Annotated in this window: 12 protein-coding genes; 5 read left to right on the forward strand and 7 right to left on the reverse strand. The window is 72.2% G+C overall.

Annotation, left to right across the window (positions count from 1 at the left end; all coding sequences use genetic code 11):
* From ACZ37P_RS24035 to ACZ37P_RS24055, 5 genes are all read right to left on the reverse strand, one after another.
* Positions 1 to 3,297, reverse strand: a 3,297-nt coding sequence (locus tag ACZ37P_RS24035) for a CHAT domain-containing protein (RefSeq protein ID WP_467348536.1), incomplete at its 3' end; no start/stop codon positions are given.
* A 182-nt stretch (positions 3,298 to 3,479) separates the two neighbouring features.
* Positions 3,480 to 4,616, reverse strand: a complete 1,137-nt coding sequence (locus tag ACZ37P_RS24040) for an OmpA family protein (RefSeq protein ID WP_401306229.1) — start codon at positions 4,614 to 4,616, stop codon at positions 3,480 to 3,482.
* A gap of 340 nt (positions 4,617 to 4,956) precedes the next feature.
* Positions 4,957 to 5,853 (reverse strand): hypothetical protein, encoded by an 897-nt coding sequence (locus ACZ37P_RS24045; protein ID WP_391044710.1) that lies wholly within the window; start codon positions 5,851 to 5,853, stop codon positions 4,957 to 4,959.
* Positions 5,850 to 6,359, reverse strand: a complete 510-nt coding sequence (locus ACZ37P_RS24050; RefSeq protein ID WP_391044707.1) for a hypothetical protein — start codon at positions 6,357 to 6,359, stop codon at positions 5,850 to 5,852. The genes ACZ37P_RS24045 and ACZ37P_RS24050 overlap by 4 nt, the downstream gene beginning before the upstream one ends.
* A gap of 83 nt (positions 6,360 to 6,442) precedes the next feature.
* The gene (locus ACZ37P_RS24055) at positions 6,443 to 7,144 is read right to left on the reverse strand and encodes a hypothetical protein (protein WP_402710943.1); all 702 of its coding nucleotides are present in this window, start codon (positions 7,142 to 7,144) and stop codon (positions 6,443 to 6,445) included.
* Positions 7,145 to 7,379: 235 nt separating this feature from the next.
* On the opposite strand from ACZ37P_RS24055, the gene ACZ37P_RS24060 reads away from it, so the two are divergent.
* Positions 7,380 to 9,419 carry a hypothetical protein gene (locus tag ACZ37P_RS24060; RefSeq protein ID WP_467348538.1) on the forward strand — a complete coding sequence of 680 codons (2,040 nt, stop codon included), beginning with the start codon at positions 7,380 to 7,382 and terminating at the stop codon, positions 9,417 to 9,419.
* A 162-nt stretch (positions 9,420 to 9,581) separates the two neighbouring features.
* On the opposite strand, the gene ACZ37P_RS24065 is transcribed toward ACZ37P_RS24060, so the two are convergent.
* Positions 9,582 to 10,601, reverse strand: a complete 1,020-nt coding sequence (locus ACZ37P_RS24065; RefSeq protein ID WP_467348539.1) for an aldo/keto reductase — start codon at positions 10,599 to 10,601, stop codon at positions 9,582 to 9,584.
* A 190-nt stretch (positions 10,602 to 10,791) separates the two neighbouring features.
* On the opposite strand from ACZ37P_RS24065, the gene ACZ37P_RS24070 reads away from it, so the two are divergent.
* Positions 10,792 to 11,403 carry a TetR/AcrR family transcriptional regulator gene (locus ACZ37P_RS24070; RefSeq protein ID WP_467348577.1) on the forward strand — a complete coding sequence of 204 codons (612 nt, stop codon included), beginning with the start codon at positions 10,792 to 10,794 and terminating at the stop codon, positions 11,401 to 11,403.
* Positions 11,404 to 11,531: 128 nt separating this feature from the next.
* On the opposite strand, the gene ACZ37P_RS24075 is transcribed toward ACZ37P_RS24070, so the two are convergent.
* The gene (locus tag ACZ37P_RS24075; protein ID WP_391044698.1) at positions 11,532 to 12,353 is read right to left on the reverse strand and encodes a class II fructose-bisphosphate aldolase; all 822 of its coding nucleotides are present in this window, start codon (positions 12,351 to 12,353) and stop codon (positions 11,532 to 11,534) included.
* Positions 12,354 to 12,605: 252 nt separating this feature from the next.
* Here ACZ37P_RS24075 and ACZ37P_RS24080 point away from each other — a divergent pair, with 252 nt between their 5' ends.
* The 3 genes from ACZ37P_RS24080 (at position 12,606) to ACZ37P_RS24090 (ending at position 17,528) form a co-directional block, all read left to right on the forward strand.
* Positions 12,606 to 13,394, forward strand: a complete 789-nt coding sequence (locus tag ACZ37P_RS24080) for a DeoR/GlpR family DNA-binding transcription regulator (protein ID WP_188283080.1) — start codon at positions 12,606 to 12,608, stop codon at positions 13,392 to 13,394.
* 64 nt (positions 13,395 to 13,458) lie between these two features.
* Positions 13,459 to 14,865, forward strand: a complete 1,407-nt coding sequence (locus ACZ37P_RS24085) for a phosphorothioated DNA-binding restriction endonuclease family protein (RefSeq protein WP_467348541.1) — start codon at positions 13,459 to 13,461, stop codon at positions 14,863 to 14,865.
* Between the two features lie 254 nt (positions 14,866 to 15,119).
* Positions 15,120 to 17,528 carry an endonuclease/exonuclease/phosphatase family protein gene (locus ACZ37P_RS24090; RefSeq protein ID WP_467348579.1) on the forward strand — a complete coding sequence of 803 codons (2,409 nt, stop codon included), beginning with the start codon at positions 15,120 to 15,122 and terminating at the stop codon, positions 17,526 to 17,528.
* The last annotated feature ends 426 nt before the right edge of the window (positions 17,529 to 17,954 follow it).

Genomic DNA, 17,954 nt, shown 5'->3' on the forward strand with positions numbered 1-17,954 from the left:
GCCGGGGGAAAAGATGGAGGAGAAAACCCCCCCCCCCCCCCCTCTCTCGCCCCCCCCCCCCCCCCCCCCAACCCCCCCCCCCCCCCCCCCCCCACCCCCCCCCCCCCCCCCCCCCGCCCCGGAGCCGCCGTCCGTACCGGTGGCGCGGCCCACCGCGAGGTGCCGGGGGGCGCCCTGCGCCGCGGGGCGACGTTCCAGTCGGGCGTGCCGCAGCGCCCTGATGCTGGGCGTGTAGGAGGAGGCGACCCGGTCGAGCACGGAACGGCGCTCCCCCAGGTCCGCCTTGCGCTGGTAGCCGGCGGCGTGCAGCGGCAGATGCGCCAGCGGGCCGGAGGCGGACCACCACAGCCGAGGGACAGCGTGTCTCGGCGTCCCGTCCGGGATCGGCTCGGTGAGGCCGGCCGCCCGCAGCACCGGTTCCGCGACCTTGTCCCACAGCCACTCAAGGGTCCGGAAGATGGTCTCGGCCGCCGCGGCGCGCACGTCCTTCGGGCTGTCCAGATCCACGGCGACCGCGGCAAGGAAGTCCCGGGCCGTGTGGGCCAGCAGTCCTTCGGTCACGTCGAGTGTCACGGTCCTGATGCCCCGGGACGTGACCACCAGCGCGTCACATCGCAGCCGGTCGATGTTGATCAGCACGATGGGCCCCTGCACCGCCTCCGCCTGCATCTGCATCGCGGTCGGCGGCAGCAGGAAACTGCCGAAGCCGAGGTGGGACCGGATGTCACCGAGGAGCAGCCGCCACTGCTCGGCCGCCCGGTGCTGCGCCCGTACGCCCGAGGTCTCGTCCCGCGACGCGATGTCATCGGCCTCCCGCATCCGCCCGGCGAGGTCGGTGAAGCGCGCGGCGAGCCGTGGATGAGCCTCTGCGAGGTCGGACACGTCGCCGCGCGCCTCCAGGTCCTGGCTCATGAGGACGGCACGGCCCTGTTCCAGCAGCGCGGCCGCCTGTTCGGTCCGGCCGGCTGCGAGCGCCACCGCGCACCCGGTTCGGGTCAGGCTGGTGCCCGTCGAACTGTCCGGGGACGGCCCTTGGAGGGCAGTGTGCACGGCGCGCTGGCGATCGTCGCGGTGCAGCGCCCGCGAGGTGAGCAGCGGCAGCATCTCCAGCGCGACGGCCGCGGCGTCCGCGGCCCGTGCCCAGTCCCCGAGCTCCACCCGGCGGCCGAGCGCGACGCGCGCGTTCTCGAATCTCACCGCTGGGGGCAGCTTGGCCTCTGCCTCAGGCTGCCACCGCACCTCGGCTTCCTCGACCCCGATCAGGTCTCCGCGGAGGTCGTGGTCGGCCATCACCACCAGGTCGGTGATCGTACGCAGCGTCGGCCGCAGGCGTTCACGCTGCTCCGCCATGCTGCCCCAGTGGCCGGGGGCGTCCGGGAGCGCCTCCAACGTGCGGGCCACCTTCCGCACCAGCCCGACCGCCTCCTTCGACATGTCCGGGTCGCGGCGGAGCATCGAGACCCCGGCGAGGGCCTTGGCGTAGAACATCGCGCAGGCGACCCACTGCGGTGACTCGGGGCGGACGTGGTCCACGGCCCACCGCAGGCCGTCGCAGGCCCGGAGCATCGTCGCGGCGTCGCCGCGGAGCGAACCGTACGCCTGCCGGTGCTCCTCGACCGCGCACAGCAGTTCGATATAGCGGGAGCTGGTGGCCGGGAGGGTGGCGAGTACGTCGTCGCCGGCCCGCACAGCCCGCTCCAGGTCCGCGGCGTCCCTACTGATGAGGTACTTCGCGGCCCACACCTGGAGCAGGGCCGCGGCCGTCCATCCCCGGCGGCCGGCACTGAGTCCTGGTTCGGCCAGCCTGGCGAGCAACTGCTTCTCGGCGAGCGCCAGTCGGCGCGGGTCCGACGGAGACGTGTCGACCCCGACGAGACTGCGGAGGACCGCTTCCGCGTCTGGTGGCAGACCCGTCAGGTCGGACTCCAGAGAAGGGTCGCAGACGAGGCCGGGCGCGGGCGCCGGGCAGGGCGGCCAGTGCGGTGAGGTGGAGGACGCGGGTCCCCCGTCGCCGCCCGGTGCGCGTTCGCGGTCCGGCCCGCGGGGTGTTCGCGCCTTCGGGTCCGGAGCACCGCCGAAGGAGGCCATCTCCTCCGGTCCTGCGCCCGGTGACCGGTAACCGGGGCTGCGTGGCGGTTCGTACAACCGGATCGGCGGCAGCGGGGGAAAGGTCAGGAGTGGACCCATCCACGGCCGCACGAGGCGGAGAAGACCTCCCGACTTGAACGGGAGCATTCCCATCAGCCGCACCATCTCGGCGGTCGCGGCGCGCTTCTGGGCGATATGCGGAAGCAGCGGGTCGCCCGGCCGCAGGTCCCGCTGCAACATCGCCCACAGCTCGTCCGACCTGGCGACGTCCCGCCGGGATCCGCTGAGGACGGCGCGCGCGGCCAGCAAGGACGCCATGTTGACCGCGTAGACGCCGCCGTCGTCCGGTGGGCCGTCGGCCCGGAACGCCTCCATGTGCGCGATGGCCTCGTCGGCCGTCTTGAGGTCGAGTTCGTAGGTCAGTACGGACATCAGGGCTATCGCCAGCAAGAGGTGCACCGGGGCGGCCTCGTGGGGCCGATAGTCGGCGCCGTGGACCCGCGCGTGCTCCACGCCCGCCAGCGCCAGTCGGCCGGCGGTGACCGCGAAGGCGGCCGAGGCGCGGTCCTTCGGGTCCGCACGGAATCTGACGACGGCGGCGTGTGCGGCCGTGCGCCCGACCAGTTCCGCCTCCAGGTGGTCGGGCGTGACGGCGTCGTGGGCGGCTCGGGCGAGCCGCCACATCTCGGGGAGCGCCGACTCGTCGCCGGACTCGTACCGGAAGCACGCGGACTGGGCGATCCGTACCAACAGGCAGCAGCGTGCGATGTCGTCCCGCGGGAGCGAGTCCGCCAGCCGGGCCGCCGCCGACTCGATGGGCAGGACCGGCTGGAAGTGCCGGGGCAGCGGCAGTTCGGGGTAGGTGGCGGCGACCCTTACCGGGTCGTCGGCCGTACGCCCCTGCTTCTGCGCGCCGAGATGGTGCTGAACGTCGCGCGACAACCGGTAGTCGCCGAAGCGGAACGACAGGGTGCGCTCGGCCAGCCACAGGTGCAACACCCACGCAGGCCGCCCGGGATCGTCCCGCGCGCCGGTGTCCAGCGCGAACTCCAGCAGCGCCGCGGCGGCCACCGCCGCGTCGCGGCCGCCGCTCGACCAGGAGGACAGCAGCAGTCCGTCGGCGGCGGACAGCCAGCTCCGCGGGTCGGCGCGGACCGCGCCGACCCGGCGTTCGATGTCGGACGACCAGGACGCTTCACAGCGTCGCATCACGCGGTCCACGACTGCTCTCATATCCGGCATGTCGAGTCCTCTCTGAAGGGTGGGACGGTCGGGACTTGCGGGTCGGCCGCGCGGCACGTGGCGATCGGCGGGCCGCGGGGTGGGGCGGTCGGCTGCCGACGAGCGCGCGCCCGGACGGGCGGTCATGTCCGAGCGCGCGCCCGGACGGTTCAGCAGACGAGGTCCAGGACGACGGAGCGGTTGCGTTCGGCGGGGCCGGGCAGCAACCGGCCTTCGCTGTCGAGGTCTTGGACGTGGCCCGGCCACCGCGTGCCGACTCCCCGCAGCGTGATGTCGTGGGCGGGCACACCGAGCGAGACGAGGACGTCGCGGACCGCTGTTGCGCGGTCGAGGGACAGTCGCCTACGGCCATCGGCCGTTCCCGCGGACGCCGTCGTACCGATGAGCCGGATCTTCGCGTGGTGGGCCACGGCCCAGTCGGCGAGTTCCCTCAGGGCGGCGGCGGCAGCAGGCCGGTCGCGCAGTACCGACGTGTCGGGCAGGAATCCGACACTGCCGCTGTTCCGCAGCACGTGGTTCCCGCAGGAGGGCGGATACGTTTCCAGGGGACGCACCGTGACGACGGACACGGCGGGGGTGTGCGGTACGGCGGCACCCGTCGCCGGCACGGGGTCGGCCGCGACGCACTCGGCCCCCGCCTCGACGGCGATCGCCTTCCATATGGCGACGAGGTTCTTGTGCTCCGGGAGCGGCAGTCTGGCCTGCGGCGGCGCCGTGTCGCCGACGCCGCTGAAGAGGACGGAGATACCGGTGAGCTGCGGGAGCGAGCCCTGCCGCTTCAGGAAGTCGGCGACATCGGTGGCCTGGGCGTCCAGCACGCCGTCACGGCGGAAGTCCAGTGGCGCGACAGTCTGAAGCCCGGAGTCGGCCACCACGACCGTGCCGCCCGGACCGACGTTCCCCGCGGCCTCGGCCAGCGCCGCGAGCAGGTCGGCCTCGGGACGACCGGCTTTCATGCGGTGGATCGTGTTCGTCAGCGACTTCACGAATGTGTCGTGGTCTTTGGCGCTGCGGGAACCGTTCTTGCCCGTGTCCTCGAAGGCCCCGCGGAATTCCACGTCGGGTGCGCCGTCCACTCCGACCACGGAGATCAGCTGACCCCCGTCGATCGCGGTATCCACCAGTGAGAGCGCGGCGGGTGTCAGCCGGGGCGCGGGTGTGTTGGCTCGGGCGCCGAGGACGAGGGCGACGCGGCCTCGGCCGGTGGCGCACGCGGCGGCCTGCTCCCGCTGCTCCGACGCGCTGTTCTTGGCCGGGTGACCGCAGCCGGATGCCGCAAGCGCCACGGCACCCAGCAGGCAGAGAGCGGTGAGTCCGCGGAGAAGGGATCGTAATCTCGGTGATGCCATGGTGTGTGCTCCAGGAGTTCGAATCGATCGACGGCGCGGGGCCAGGTTCAATGAGCCCGGCCGCCCGGAGGCGTCCGGGCGACCGGATGACGAGCGGGAAGTGGCGGGACGCTGCGCGGACGTCAGGGGCTGGTCCAGTGCCGGCCGCACGACGGGCAGCGCAGGCCCAGACGGCAGTTCGAGCAGTCCGGACACGGCAGCAGACGACGAGCGCAGTGGGGGCAGAACTCGGGCCGGGGAGCGGGCGGCCGCATCGGGAACGGGCGCGGCTGCGGGCTCACGCCGCCGCCCCTTGGCCGTTCTCCGCATCGGGCTCGTCGGACTCCCCCGGTCCGTCGGCCCGATCGGCGGCGCGCAGGTCGGGGCCCTTCCAACCGCCGGGGACGAGCCGGTCCCCTGAGTCGGTGAGTCCGTCGGTGGCCGCCGGGTCAGCGATGTGCACGGCCATCAGGAACCGGGCGTAGTGCTTCAGGTCGTCGGCCCAGCCGAGGCATTGCCCGGTAGCCACCTCCCAGCGCCGGTGGTCGCGCTCGCGCTCGGCCAGCTCCTGCTGGTGGCGGTGGACGGCACGGACATGGCGTGGCGTCAGCCGCTGCACCTCCTGCCGGGCGGCCGCACGGTGTGCCAGGGCCATTCGGTACGCCGTGGCCAGCGGATTGTGGGCGAGGTACGCCGTGACCGCCGCCAGCAGGCCGCCGGCCAGGTAGAGGCCGAGGAACAGCAGGGCCGTGCCGAGATTGGCGCTGCCGGTCAAGTCGTCGGCGGGCGCCCCCGCGGTGCTCGGGAGACCGAGGGTCTCGAGCCCGCTGCCCCCCGACGTGGCGGGCGTGTTGGTGGCACGGACGAAGAAGCACACGGCGCCCATGAACAGCCAGACCATCGTCAGCACCACCGCGAGAGCACCCACGGCCGGCGTGGACCGCTCCACGAACCTGCGGGCGAGTACACCCACCTGGTGGCTCACAGCCAGCGCCAGGCCGGTGAACCCGAGGACAAGCGGAATGATCATCCACCCGGCCTCGTTCACCAACAGGCCGACGACTTGGTAGAAGGCGATCCCGTCTGCCCCCACCGCCAGCACCAGCGCGAGGTAGGGGTAGTAGTGCCTGGTTCTGCCGACGACCAGATCAGGGTCGGCGAACGGCATGTGACCGGGCGGGACGGTTCTGCTCATGGGGTCGGTCCTCCTTGCGGGGGCGGGGTGGGTTCAGCGGGCGACGCGGCCTCGGCAGGCCCGGCGGGCGACACGCTCACAGTGGCGGGCGGGGAGAGACGGGCACGGAACGCGCTCAGGTCGCTCTCGGCCCGGCTGAGGTCGTCCTTGGCGTGGTCGAGTGCCGTCTGCGCGTCCGAGAGCTCCTCGGCGGCCACGCCGATCAGGTGGTCGCAGACCGCCTCGCGGAGCTTGTGCTCGGATTCGAGCCGGGTGACCCACTGGACCGTCCAGGCGTCGATGAGGTTGTCCAGCGCGGTGCCCGTACCGGCGTCGATGGCGTTGGGGGCGAGTTCGCCGACGAGTTGGCGCACGGTCTCCTCGGCGGTGCCGAGATCGGCCGGTGGCGCCATCCGGTAGAGCGCCGGAATGGTCCAGCTCGGGTCGCCGTCGACCACGGTCGAAAACGTCGGCTCGGGCTGTTCGGGCGGGCGCTTGGTCTTACGGCGGAGAAAGGGAAGGTCCACGGAGGGTCCTCTCGGGGCGGGTGTTCACGGGTCCGTCGGTGGTTGGGCCGTCCGGGAACGGCCGTTCACGAGTCCGGCGGAATTCAGCCGAGTTCGGGACGGTGGCCCGCAACCCAGGCGGGCAGCTCGGGACCGCCGTACTTGGCCTCACCGTTGATCCGGGCACCGTCCGCGTGTCGCCGGACCAACTGCCGGTCGTAGGCCATGACACGGCGCATGGCCTGCTCGTGCAGGTAGACCGCGCGTGCCGCGGCGGCTTCCCGCCGCACCGCGATACGGGCCTCGACCGTGTGCAGTTCGACGGTCAGTGCGGCAGCACGCCCGGCGGCCTGTTCGGCGGCGGAGCGCAGGTCGGCGAGCCGGCGCGACCATTCGCGCGCCCGGCGGGCGCGCACCACCGCCTCGGCGGTCTTGTGCTCGCCGCCGCGCCGCCGGTTCTGCTCTTCCTCGCTCAGGGGGCCGGCCGACTCGGCGACGGCTGCTTCGGCCTCGGCGGCGAGCCGTTCGGCCTCCTGTACGCGGGCCCGGAGGACCAGCGCCCGGCCCCGGTCCTCGGCGGTCTCCCTGAGGCAGAGGATCCATTCGGCCTGCTGACCAGCGGCGGCTCCGCGACCGAGGAACTCGGGCGTCGGGGTGCCGCCGACGCCGCTCTCGCCGAGCGCGGGCAGTCCGGCCTTCGCGTCCCGGTTGGCATGGTGCCGGTCCACCAGGCGCAGGTGGATCGCATAGCGCCGGGGCTTGGGCAGGGGTGCGGGCTTGGTACGGCCGTTGAGGCGAGGGGACATCTGGGGCCTCCCGTGGGCTTGGCAGGCACCGCGAAGCGGTGCGACGGACGGGAGGGACGCCCTGTGCACCCTCGCAAGTCCATCGACATGAAGCGTCTCTTCTTGTCTAACCAGAGTCAACTCTGTTTGTGAATATTCTCTACTTCAAGAGCAAAAGTTATCTGGGGTTTACAGATCGCTACAAGCCAGTACTCTCGTGACGTGCACTGACCTGCGATTAGAGGAGAGACGGCCAGTGATCCTCAAAGCCCAGATCCCCCCCATCCCGGAGAGCCGGGGCCGGCAGATGCCGGCCCGGCTCGCCCGCAAGGTGGGACCGCTCTTCGGAGTCGCCTGGGACGGCGCCCCGGGCGGCATGCATTCCTGGTGCTGCGACTACGCGCAGGTGACGCTCGCCGAGATCATGCGCGGCGCCCCGCGCCCCGCGAAGCCGTCCGAACTGGGGGACCACACCGACCGCGGACTGCCGGACAGCGAGGTGACCAAGGCGGGGCACACTCCGATCGCCAACGCCACGGCGTCGCGCTACGGCCCCGACACCAAGGCCGCGTTCGTCCTCATCGGCACCAATGTGCTGCTGGCGCCGGTCACCGAAGCCCTCGGTCGGGCGCTCGACGAGATTCCCGTCGAGGACCCGCACCTGCTCATCGGCGCCTTCGCGTACAGCCTGCTCGAAGTCTTCCGCTCGGAGCCGATCCTGCTTGTCGCCGCGCTCCAGGCGCAGGGCGTGCAGCACGCGTTGGGCGCCCTGGACGCCCCGGTCCGGAGCGAGGGCGTGCGGAGCCTCGCCTCCCACGAGTACGGTCCGATCCGGGCGCGGTACGACGCCGATCACGCGCCGCTCGGTCTGGACCTCGTGGAGAAGTTGGCGACGGTCCTGTGCGCGCGCCTGCGCCCCAGGGAGTCGAACGAGGTCGGCATGAACGAGCCGCTGCCGGGCGGGAGCGCCCGCGACCGCTTGCGCCGCACCGTCGTGGGCATGGCGCAGGCCACGCTCTTCGACCTCTCCGCGGTCACGGACGACGCCGCGGTGCGCATCGTGGACAACAAGAAGAGCCGGAGGGCTGAGCTCCATCTGCACACCGAGGTACGGGTGCGGCGCTTCGCGCAGGCGGTGCTCCCCCACGTCGAGCTGCCACCACAGGAGACCCCCGCCCGGATGGCGGACAAGCTCAGCTTGCTCCAGTCCGTGGTCGAGGAGACCCCGTCCGGTCCCGATCTCGACGTCAAGGCCGCCCTGACCGTGCGACAGGGCCTGGTGACGGCGACGCTGGCGCTCTTCGAGGACCGGGACGAGTCGACCCGGCACGTACGGGCCCGCATGCTGGAACAGTTCGCCGACCGGGTCCGCGAACTGTTCGGCGCGGACTCCCCCGAGTTCCTGCTGGAGCGGCTGCACGCGCTGGCCGATCTCGTGCAGTTCCCCGCCGCGCAGGACGAGGACCCGTCACACCCGCAGATCGTCACCCGGCGGGCGGGGTGGCTGCGCGAGGGCGTCGCTCTGGCGAAGACGCTGATGGGCCGGGTCAGCGGGGGCAGCGTGGACGGCGGATACCTCGCCACCCGCCTCGACGACCTGCTGGTCGGCGTGAACCAGTTGCGCAAGGCGCAGTATGAGGCTCACGTCACCGGGCTTCCCGACGCGGAGCAGATCACGAGAGAGCTCATCCCGCTCTGGGACGACTGCATCGAACTGCTCACCTGCTTCTTCGAGAACGGCAGCCCGCGCTACTACGTGCGGCTGCACAACTACTGCGCCTTCCTCGTCGGGGCGGGCTCGAACGTCGAGATGCGCGAAGAGGGCCTGGAGCTGTACGACAACGAGGTGATCCCGGTCCGCCGCCGGATGAACGAGTTGGGCACCGCATTCACCTCCCTGCGCAACGTCCTCCAGGTAGCGATGCGCGGGCACGTCTCGCTGGCCCGGGACCTTGACGACCCGCAGCGCTCGCGCGAGCACCTGGCGGCCGCCCGGACGTACGCCGCGGAGATCCGGGCCAACACCGACGAGGTGGACCGACTGCTGGAGTACGCGGGCGAGCGGGCGACCGGGTTCGTCATGGCGCTGAGCCTGGCGAACTGCTTCCTGACCTCGGCGGAGTACGCGCTACCGGACGATAGGGCGGACCGCGCCAGGTGGGCCGAGCAGGCCGCGGAGCTGATGGCCGTCGCGGCACCGTACGTCTCCGGCGGCCAGAGGAACCGCGCAGACCGCAGAAGGGAGTTCGAGAACCTCGGCAGCCGACTGCGCGCCCTCGACAGCGCCGCCGCGTGAGACACGCGGCGGGCATGAACCGCGCCGGCGAGGAGTACGGGGACCGGCCGCAGCCGGCCCCGTGACAAAGAGCACCGCGCACACGTCGACGACCGTCGATACCCCCGCCGCACGGGTCTGGCCCCCGCGATACGGTGCGCGTTCCCGCCGCGGCCCGCTGAGTCAGCGGCGGCGGAGGGAGGGGTCGAGGAGGGCGGGCGGGGTGTCGAACTTCTCCTGGGGGGCGAGGTCGGTGCCGGGCGGGACGATGGCGTCGAGGGAGTCCAGGACGTCGGCGGAGAGCACGGTGTCGGCGGCGGCGAGCTGCGAGTGCAGGTGGTCCAGGGTGCGGGGGCCGATGATCGCGCTGGTCACGGCGGGGTGCGCGGTGACGAAGCCGAGCGCGAGCTGGATCATCGTCAGGCCGGCGTCGTCGGCGACGCTGGCGATCCGCTCGACGGCGTCGAGCCTGGCCCGGTTGGACGGGACGGTCAGGTCGAAGCGCTCCGGGAGGTGGACGGAGCGGTTGGTGGTGATGTCGCGGCCCTCGCGGACCGCGCCCGACAGCCAGCCGGAGGCCAGCGGGCTCCAGGCGAGCACGCCGAGCCCGTACTCCTCGGTCACCGGCAGGACATGGGTCTCGATGCCGCGCTGGAGGATCGAGTAACTGGGCTGCTCGGTGACGTAGCGGGCCAGGTGCTGCTCGCGGGCGGCCCATTGTGCCTGCACGATGCGGTACGCGGGGAAGGTCGAGGAGCCGAAGTAGCGGATCTTTCCCGCGCGTTGGAGGTCGGTGAGGGCCGACAGCGTCTCCTCGTCGCTGGTGCGCGGGTCCCAGCGGTGCATCTGGTAGAGGTCCACGTGGTCGACGCCGAGGCGGCGCAGGCTGTTGTCCAGTTCGGTGACCAGCCAACGGCGCGAGCTGCCCCGGTGGTTGCGCTCGTCGTCCATCGGCATGGTCGCCTTGGTGGCCAGCACGATGTCGTCGCGGCGCCCGGAGATGGCCTTGCCGACCATCTCCTCCGAGTCGCCGTGCCCGTACATGTCGGCGGTGTCGATGACGTTGATCCCGGCTTCGAGGGCGGCGTCCACGATGGCGGTCGCCTCGTCCTGCGTGGTGCGGCCGATCGCGCCGAAGTTCATCGCGCCCAGCGCGAGGGTGCTGACCTGCACGCCGGTACGGCCCAAAGTGCGGTACTGCATGAGTGGATTCCTCCGTGCTCTGGCATCATGAGATAAACGGAACATTGTTCCGCCACAAACGACGATACGGAACGACGTTCCGGATAGCAAGCGCGACTGCCGGGGTCACGGGACGGAGGACGGTGCGGTGAACGACGGAGAAGGCGGCGCGGGCGTGGGGGGCGGCGCGGGCGCGCGGGGCGGCGCGGGCGTGGGGGGCGGTGCGGACGGCAGGAGCGGCGCGGCAGGCGGCGCGGGCGCGGCTCCCCGGCCCAAGCGGGCGGACGCCCGGCGCAACAAGGAGGCCCTGCTCGACGCGGCGGCGGCCGTCTTCGTGACGTCAGGCGTCGAGGCGCCGGTACGGGACATCGCCGCCGAGGCGGGCGTCGGCACCGGCACGATCTACCGGCACTTCCCGACCCGCGCCGACCTCATCATCGCCGTCTACCGGCACCAGGTCGACGCCTGCGCCGAGGCCGGTCCCGCGCTGCTGGCGGCCGACCCGTCCCCGTACGCCGCCCTCGGGCAGTGGATCGACCTCTTCGTGGACTTCCTGGTCACCAAGCACGGGCTGGCGGGCGTGCTGCACTCCGACGAGGCCGGGTTCGACGCGCTGCACGCGTACTTCCTCGACCGGCTCGTGCCCGTGTGCACCCGGCTGCTCGACGCCGCCGTCGCCACCGGCGAGATCCGCTCGGACGTCGAGGCGCGGGTGCTCATGCGGGGGGTCGGGAATCTCTGCATCGGGGCGGACAGCGATCCGGGGTACGACGCGCGGCGCCTGGCCGGTGTCCTCGTCGCCGGACTGCGGCTGCTGCCGTAACGGTTCCCGCCGCCGCTCCCAGCGCCCCAGACCGCCCGGAGCGTCACGCACGCCCCCGCCCGGAAGCCTCACGCCCTCCTCACGCCCCCTCCCGCAGCCTCACGCCCCGCCGGAAGCCTCATGCCCCCTTACGCCCCCGCCGGAAGGCGGCTGTCCAGCGCCCGGATGAACCCGGCGACGGTCGCGGTCATGGCGCGCCGCCCCTCGCGGAGATAGACGCGGGGGTCGGTGATGTCGTCCACGGCGAGGCGGGCGCGGACGGCGCCGGTCATGGCGATGTCGAGCCCGGTTCCGACGGTGACCTTGCTGATCCCCTCGGCGGCGGCGAGGCCGAGTTCACCGGCGGTGGCGCCCGCCGTGTCGCGCAGGACGAGGGGGACGTCGAGGGCGGTACGCAGCCGGGCCAGCAGTCGGCGGTCCGGGCGCGCGCCGAGCGGGACGGTCAGGGCGTCGACTCCCGTCGCGGCGACGAAGGCGCGGGCCGCGGCCGGGTCGCCGCCCGGCTCGGGACCGGTCGCCGCGCCCGCGGGGACGGCCGCCGCGTCCGCCTCGATCCACAGATTCTGCTCGTGCGCCCACTGCGCGGCATCGCGCGTCACCGCCACGTTCTCCGCGTACGGCAGGCGCGCCGCGTCGTACATGATCGAGCTGAAGCCGCAGTGCGCGGCCTGGGCGAGGAGCGCCGTCCTGCGCACCCGGTCCAGATGCAGCGCGACCGGTACGGCGGCGGCCCGCGCGGTCTCCGCGGCGGCGCGGGCGAGCGGCAGCAGGCGCCCGTCGTAGTACTGCACCACGCTCTCGCTGACCTGGATGATCACCGGGGAGCCGACCGACTCCGCGCCTTCGACGACGGCTTGTACGTGTTCGAGGGTGATCGCGTCGAAGGCCGCGATGGCGCGGTGCTCGACCGCTGCGGCGGTGATCAGCGCGCGGGCGGCTGCAAGAGGCATGGGTTCTCCCGACGGTGCTTGCGCGAGGATGCTTGTATTTGCACCTTACTCCGCACAATCGAACACTTTCAAGCATTTCTGGTGCGCGCAGTCCGCACGGCCGTGGGGTCCGCGCGCGTGTGCCACGCTGGTGCGCGCACGATCACGCCGAACCGGTCGAGCCGAGCCCGATCAGCCGCGCACGGTCAAGCCGAACCGGCCAACCCACGCACGATCAAGCCGAGGACGATCACGTCACGGAGGAGAACGCCTGTGTCCAGGGACGCCCGGTGGACCGCACTGCTGGATCTGCTGGCCGAGCACGGCCGCGTGGAGGTGGAGGAGGTCGCGACCACGCTCGACGTCTCCACCGCCACCATCCGCCGCGACCTGGACCAGCTCGCCGAGCAGCAGATGCTCACCCGCACCCGCGGCGGGGCCGTCGCGCACGGCGTCTCGTACGAGTTGCCGCTGCGCTACAAGACGGCCAGGCACGCCTCCCAGAAGCAGCGCATCGGCAGGACGGCCGCCTCCCTCGTCGCCCTCGGCGACGTCGTCGGCCTCACCGGCGGCACGACCACCACCGAGGTCGCCCGCGCGCTGGCCCTGCGCGGCGACGTCACCGCGGACGGCACCCGCCAGCCCGCCCTCACCGTCGTCACCAACGCCCTCAACATCGCCAACGAGCTCGTCATCCGGCCCCAGATCAAGATCGTCGTCACCGGCGGCGTCGCCCGCCCCCAGTCCTACGAACTCACCGGCCCCCTCGCCCGCGGCGTCCTCCAGGAGATCATCCTCGACATCGCCGTCCTCGGCATCGACGCCCTCGACCCCGCCCAGGGCGTCTACGCCCACCACGAGGACGAGGCCAGCATCAACCGCCTCCTCGCCGAACGCGCCCAACGCGTCGTCATCGCCGCCGACTCCTCCAAAATCGGCCGCCGCGCCTTCGCCCGCGTCTGCGGCCTCGAAACCATCGACACCCTGATCACCGACGAGGCCATCCCTCCGGAAACCGCCGCCGCCTTCGAAGAAGCCGGCATCACCGTCACCATCGCCTGACCCGGGCCCCGCCCCTGACCCCGCCGGGCCCGCCCGTGGCGTTCGCACCCCTTACCCTTCCGCCATGGCACCGAGCGACGTCACCCGTACGGAGATCAGCCGGGCAATCGAGGAGTTCGACCGGCTCGGCCGCGACGCGTTCCTGCGGACGTACGGCTTCCGCCCCGCGCTGCGTTACTTCCTCCTGCACGACGGAAAGCGGTACGACTCCAAGGCGATCGTGGGCGTGGCCCACGGCTACCTCCCCGGCCGGCAGCCCCTCGCCCCGGCCGACTTCTCCGGCGGGCTGGCCGCCGCCGTCGGCGTGCTCCGCGCGCTCGGCTACACGGTGGTCGAAACCCAAGCCGAGGCCGAGGCCGAGGCCGAGGCCGAACTCGAAGTCGGGGCCGAAGTCGGGGCCGCGAGCGGGGCCGGGTCCGGGTCCGACGACAACGCCGTCCTGCTGGGCGCGTACGGCGAACTCGTCCGCCGCATAGGGCGGTTGAAGGTGAACAAGGCGCAAGGGGCCCCGCTGCTGTACCAGCCCATGACGCTGCTCTGGGCGCTCGGGCGGGCGGGGCGGGGGCGCGCGCGGGTGCTGCCGTGGAGCCGCGTCGAGGAGGAACTGGGCGGGCTGCTCGAACGGCGCGGGACGCGGGGCGAGCGGGCACGGGCCGACTACCCGGTGGCGGCGCTGTACCGCGCGGGGCTGTGGGAGCTGTCCGGCCACTCGGGCGCCGTACCGCCCGCGCACGGTGATGCGACGCTGGCGCGCTGGTTCGCCGAGCAGCAGCCGTCGGGCGGTCTGACCGAGGCCGTGTACGACCTGCTGCGCCGGTCGGGCGAGGCGCGGGCCGTCGTCGTCGACACGCTGGTGGACACGTACTACCAGGACGTCGACCCCGGCCCGCTCCTGCGCGAGGTCGGGCTCGATGACGACGAAGTCGACGTGCCCGACGAGACCCACGAGACCGAACGGTACGGAACCGGGCCGCATGAGGACCGTCAGCCATACCGGGACGGCCAGGTCGCCGAGGGGGCGGAACGCTTCACCCCCGACCCCGTTGTCCTCGCCGCCGGTTACGACCGGCTCTGCCGCGCCGCCGAGCACCACGAGAAGCGGCGCGGGACCGGCCGCGTGAGCACCACCACCGAGCGCTACGTCCGGTCGCGCGCGGCGCGTCAGGCCGTCCTCGAGCGCTGCCGCGGACTCTGCGAGAACCCCGGCTGCACGGGCCAGCCCGCGGACACGACACCGAGCGGCGCGGCCATAGTGGAGATCGACCACGTCGTCGACCTCCAGCTCGGCGGACGCGACCACCCGGCCAACATGGTCGCCCTGTGCCCGAACTGCCACGCGGTGAAGACCCGCGGGCGCGGGCGCGAGAAGCTGCGCGCCGTCCTCGCCGAAGAGGCCGGAAAGCGGCACGCGGCGACTCTCGCCCGTCGGCGCAGCCGCGGTCCTGGCGGTAGCACTGGGCGGGGGGACTGATCGGCGGTACGGGAAAGCGTCGTCGGGAACTACGCAGATTTAACCTCTCGGCTCCTTCTACGGCGGGGTCTACGCGCGTATCTTGAGCCGGATCGCTCATTCCGGCTCATGGTGATGTGCCGTCATGAGACGTGGAAACACGACGTATTCATCGCGTTCAACGCACCGCACGAAGGAGACCCTCACCGGTGTCGCACATCTCTGGGGCAGAGCCCCGCCCTGACAGACCCGGTACTGCCGGGAACCGCAAGCGGCTGGTCACGATCGGGATAGCCGGCGCTGTGGTGCTGGCCGCGGTCGGCGTGCACACCGCCTTCGCGACGCCGTCCGCCGATGTGATGGTGTCCGAGGTGTACGGCGGCGGCGGCAACTCCGGTGCCACGTATACGAACGACTTCATCGAGCTGGCCAACTCGGGCAGCGCTCCGCTGGACCTGAGCGGGTACAGCGTGCAGTACCTGCCGGGCGCGCCGACGCCGACGTCCAAGTGGCAGGTGACGCCGCTGACCGGGTCGCTCGGCGCGGGCGCGCGGTATCTGGTGCAGGAGGCCGCGGGCACCGGCGGGACGACGGCGCTGCCGTCGCCGAACGTGGTCGGCGCCATCAACATGTCCGGTACGACGGGAACGGTCGCCCTTGTGCACGGCACCGACCCGCTGACCTGCGTGACGAAGGCGGACTGCGCCGCCGACGGCACCATCCGCGACCTGGTCGGCTACGGCACGGCCGCGGTGTTCGAGGGCAACGGCCCGGCGGCCGGGGCGAGCAACACCGACTCGGTGGCGCGCCCCGCCCTGACGGACACCGACGATAACGCGGCGGACTTCACCGCGGGCGCGCCCACCCCGGGCGCCGCAGGTGACGGCGGCGGCCCGACGACGCCCCCCACCACCCCGCCGACCACGCCGCCCACCTCGCCCCCGACCGGCGTCGAGGCGAAGATCCACGACATCCAGGGCGACACCCGGCTCTCCCCGCTCGCGGGCAAGGCGGTCACCGGCGTGACCGGCATCGTCATCGGCGTCCGCTCCTTCGGCTCCTCGCAGGGCTACTGGGTGCAGGACCCGACGCCGGACGCCAACCCCCGTACCAGCGAGGGCATCTACGTCTTCACCGGCTCGGTCACCCCGACCGTCGCGGTCGGCGACAGCGTCTCGCTCGCGGGCACCGTCTCCGACTACTACCCGGGCGGCACCTCCGCCGGCGGCCAGCCGGTGACCGAGCTGACCAAGGCCACCGCCACGGTGGTCTCGCACGGCAACGCGCTCCCCGCGCCCGTCGTCCTGGACAAGAAGAGCGTCCCCGACGCGTTCGTCCCGGCCGTCGGCGGCGGCACGATCGAGAACCTGCCGCTGCGTCCCGACGAGTACGCGCTCGACCTCTTCGCCTCGCTCGAGGGCATGAACGTGCAGATCGGTGACAGCCGCGTCGTCGGCGCCACCGACCCGTACTCCGAGTTGTGGGTGACGGTCAAGGCGGACCAGAACAAGACCAAGCGCGGCGGCACCCTCTACACGGGCTACGACCAGCCCAACTCCGGCCGCCTGATGGTGCAGTCGCTCATCCCGACCGCCACGCAGGCGTTCCCGGTGGCGAACGTCGGCGACACGCTGCGCGGTACGACGGCGGGTCCGCTGGACTACAACCAGTACGCGGGCACCTTCGCCGTCCAGGCGCGCACGATCGGCACGGTCAAGAGCGGTGGCCTCAAGCCCGAGGTGACCGACAAGGCCAAGTCGGACCAGGCGACCATCGCCACGTACAACGTGGAGAACCTGGCGCCCGGCAACCCGCAGTCGAAGTTCGACGCGCTCGCCAAGGGCCTGGTCACCAACCTCCGTTCGCCCGACATCGTGGCGCTGGAGGAGATCCAGGACAACAACGGCGCCACCGACGACGGCACGGTCGCCGCGGACAAGACGCTGACCAAGCTGACCGACGCCATCAAGGCGGCGGGCGGCCCGAGTTACCAGTGGCGCTCGATCGACCCGGTCAACGACAAGGACGGCGGCGAGCCCGGCGGCAACATCCGCTCGGTGTTCCTGTTCAACCCCGACCGTGTCAGCTTCGTCGACCGTCCCGGCGGCGACTCCACCACCGCGGTGGGCATCACCGGCACCGGCTCCAAGACCGCGCTGACCGTCTCCCCCGGCCGCATCGCGCCCACCGACCCGGCGTGGAACAGCAGCCGCAAGCCGCTGGTGGGCGAATTCACCTTCCGCGGCGAGAAGTTGTTCGTGATCGCGAACCACTTCAACAGCAAGGGCGGCGACCAGGGCATCGACAGCCGCTTCCAGCCGCCGGTCCGCAGCTCGGAGGTGCAGCGCAACCGCCAGGCGATCCTGGAGCACGACTTCGTGCAGCAGCTCGAGAAGGCCGACCGCAACGCCAACGTCGTGGTCCTCGGCGACCTGAACGACTACCAGTTCTCGCCCGCCGCCCAGGCCCTCACCGGCAACGGCACGGTCCTCACCGACCTGGTCAACACCCTGCCCAAGGACGAGCGTTACTCCTACGTGTACGAGGGCAACTCCCAGGTCCTGGACCACATCCTGGTCAGCCCCAGCCTGAAGCACGTCGACTACGACGTGGTGCACATCAACGCGGAGTTCGCCAACCAGACGAGCGACCACGACCCGCAGGTCGTCAAGATCAAGCCGTAGCAGGTCGTCATTCGTACGGCGTCACGTCGTCGCAGGTCGTCGTACGGCTGAGTGACGCGTGAGGCACATGTGAGGGGCGGGCCCGGCGGGGTCCGCCCCTTCGCGCTGCCCGGCTTTCCTGCCCCACGCCTTGACGCGCGCATGGCGAAGTTATAGACCATTACCTGTTCGAGAGAGCGCTCTCACGAGCGTGCCCCACCCTGTACACGGCCCCCCACCCGGTCAGGAGTCCTCATGCACGCCATGCCGGAAGGCAGCGCGATGCCACACGGCAGCCTCTCGCAGTCAGCGCTCCCGCACGCGCCCTGAGCCGCCGGAAACGGTTACGCCGTACCGCGCGGTCCCGCCGCACCCAGCGGTCACGCCGCGCTCAACGGCCCCGCCGTACGCGGCGATCACGCCGTACTCCGCACATGGGCGCACCCC

The organism is Streptomyces sp. NPDC024632, assembly GCF_055559175.1.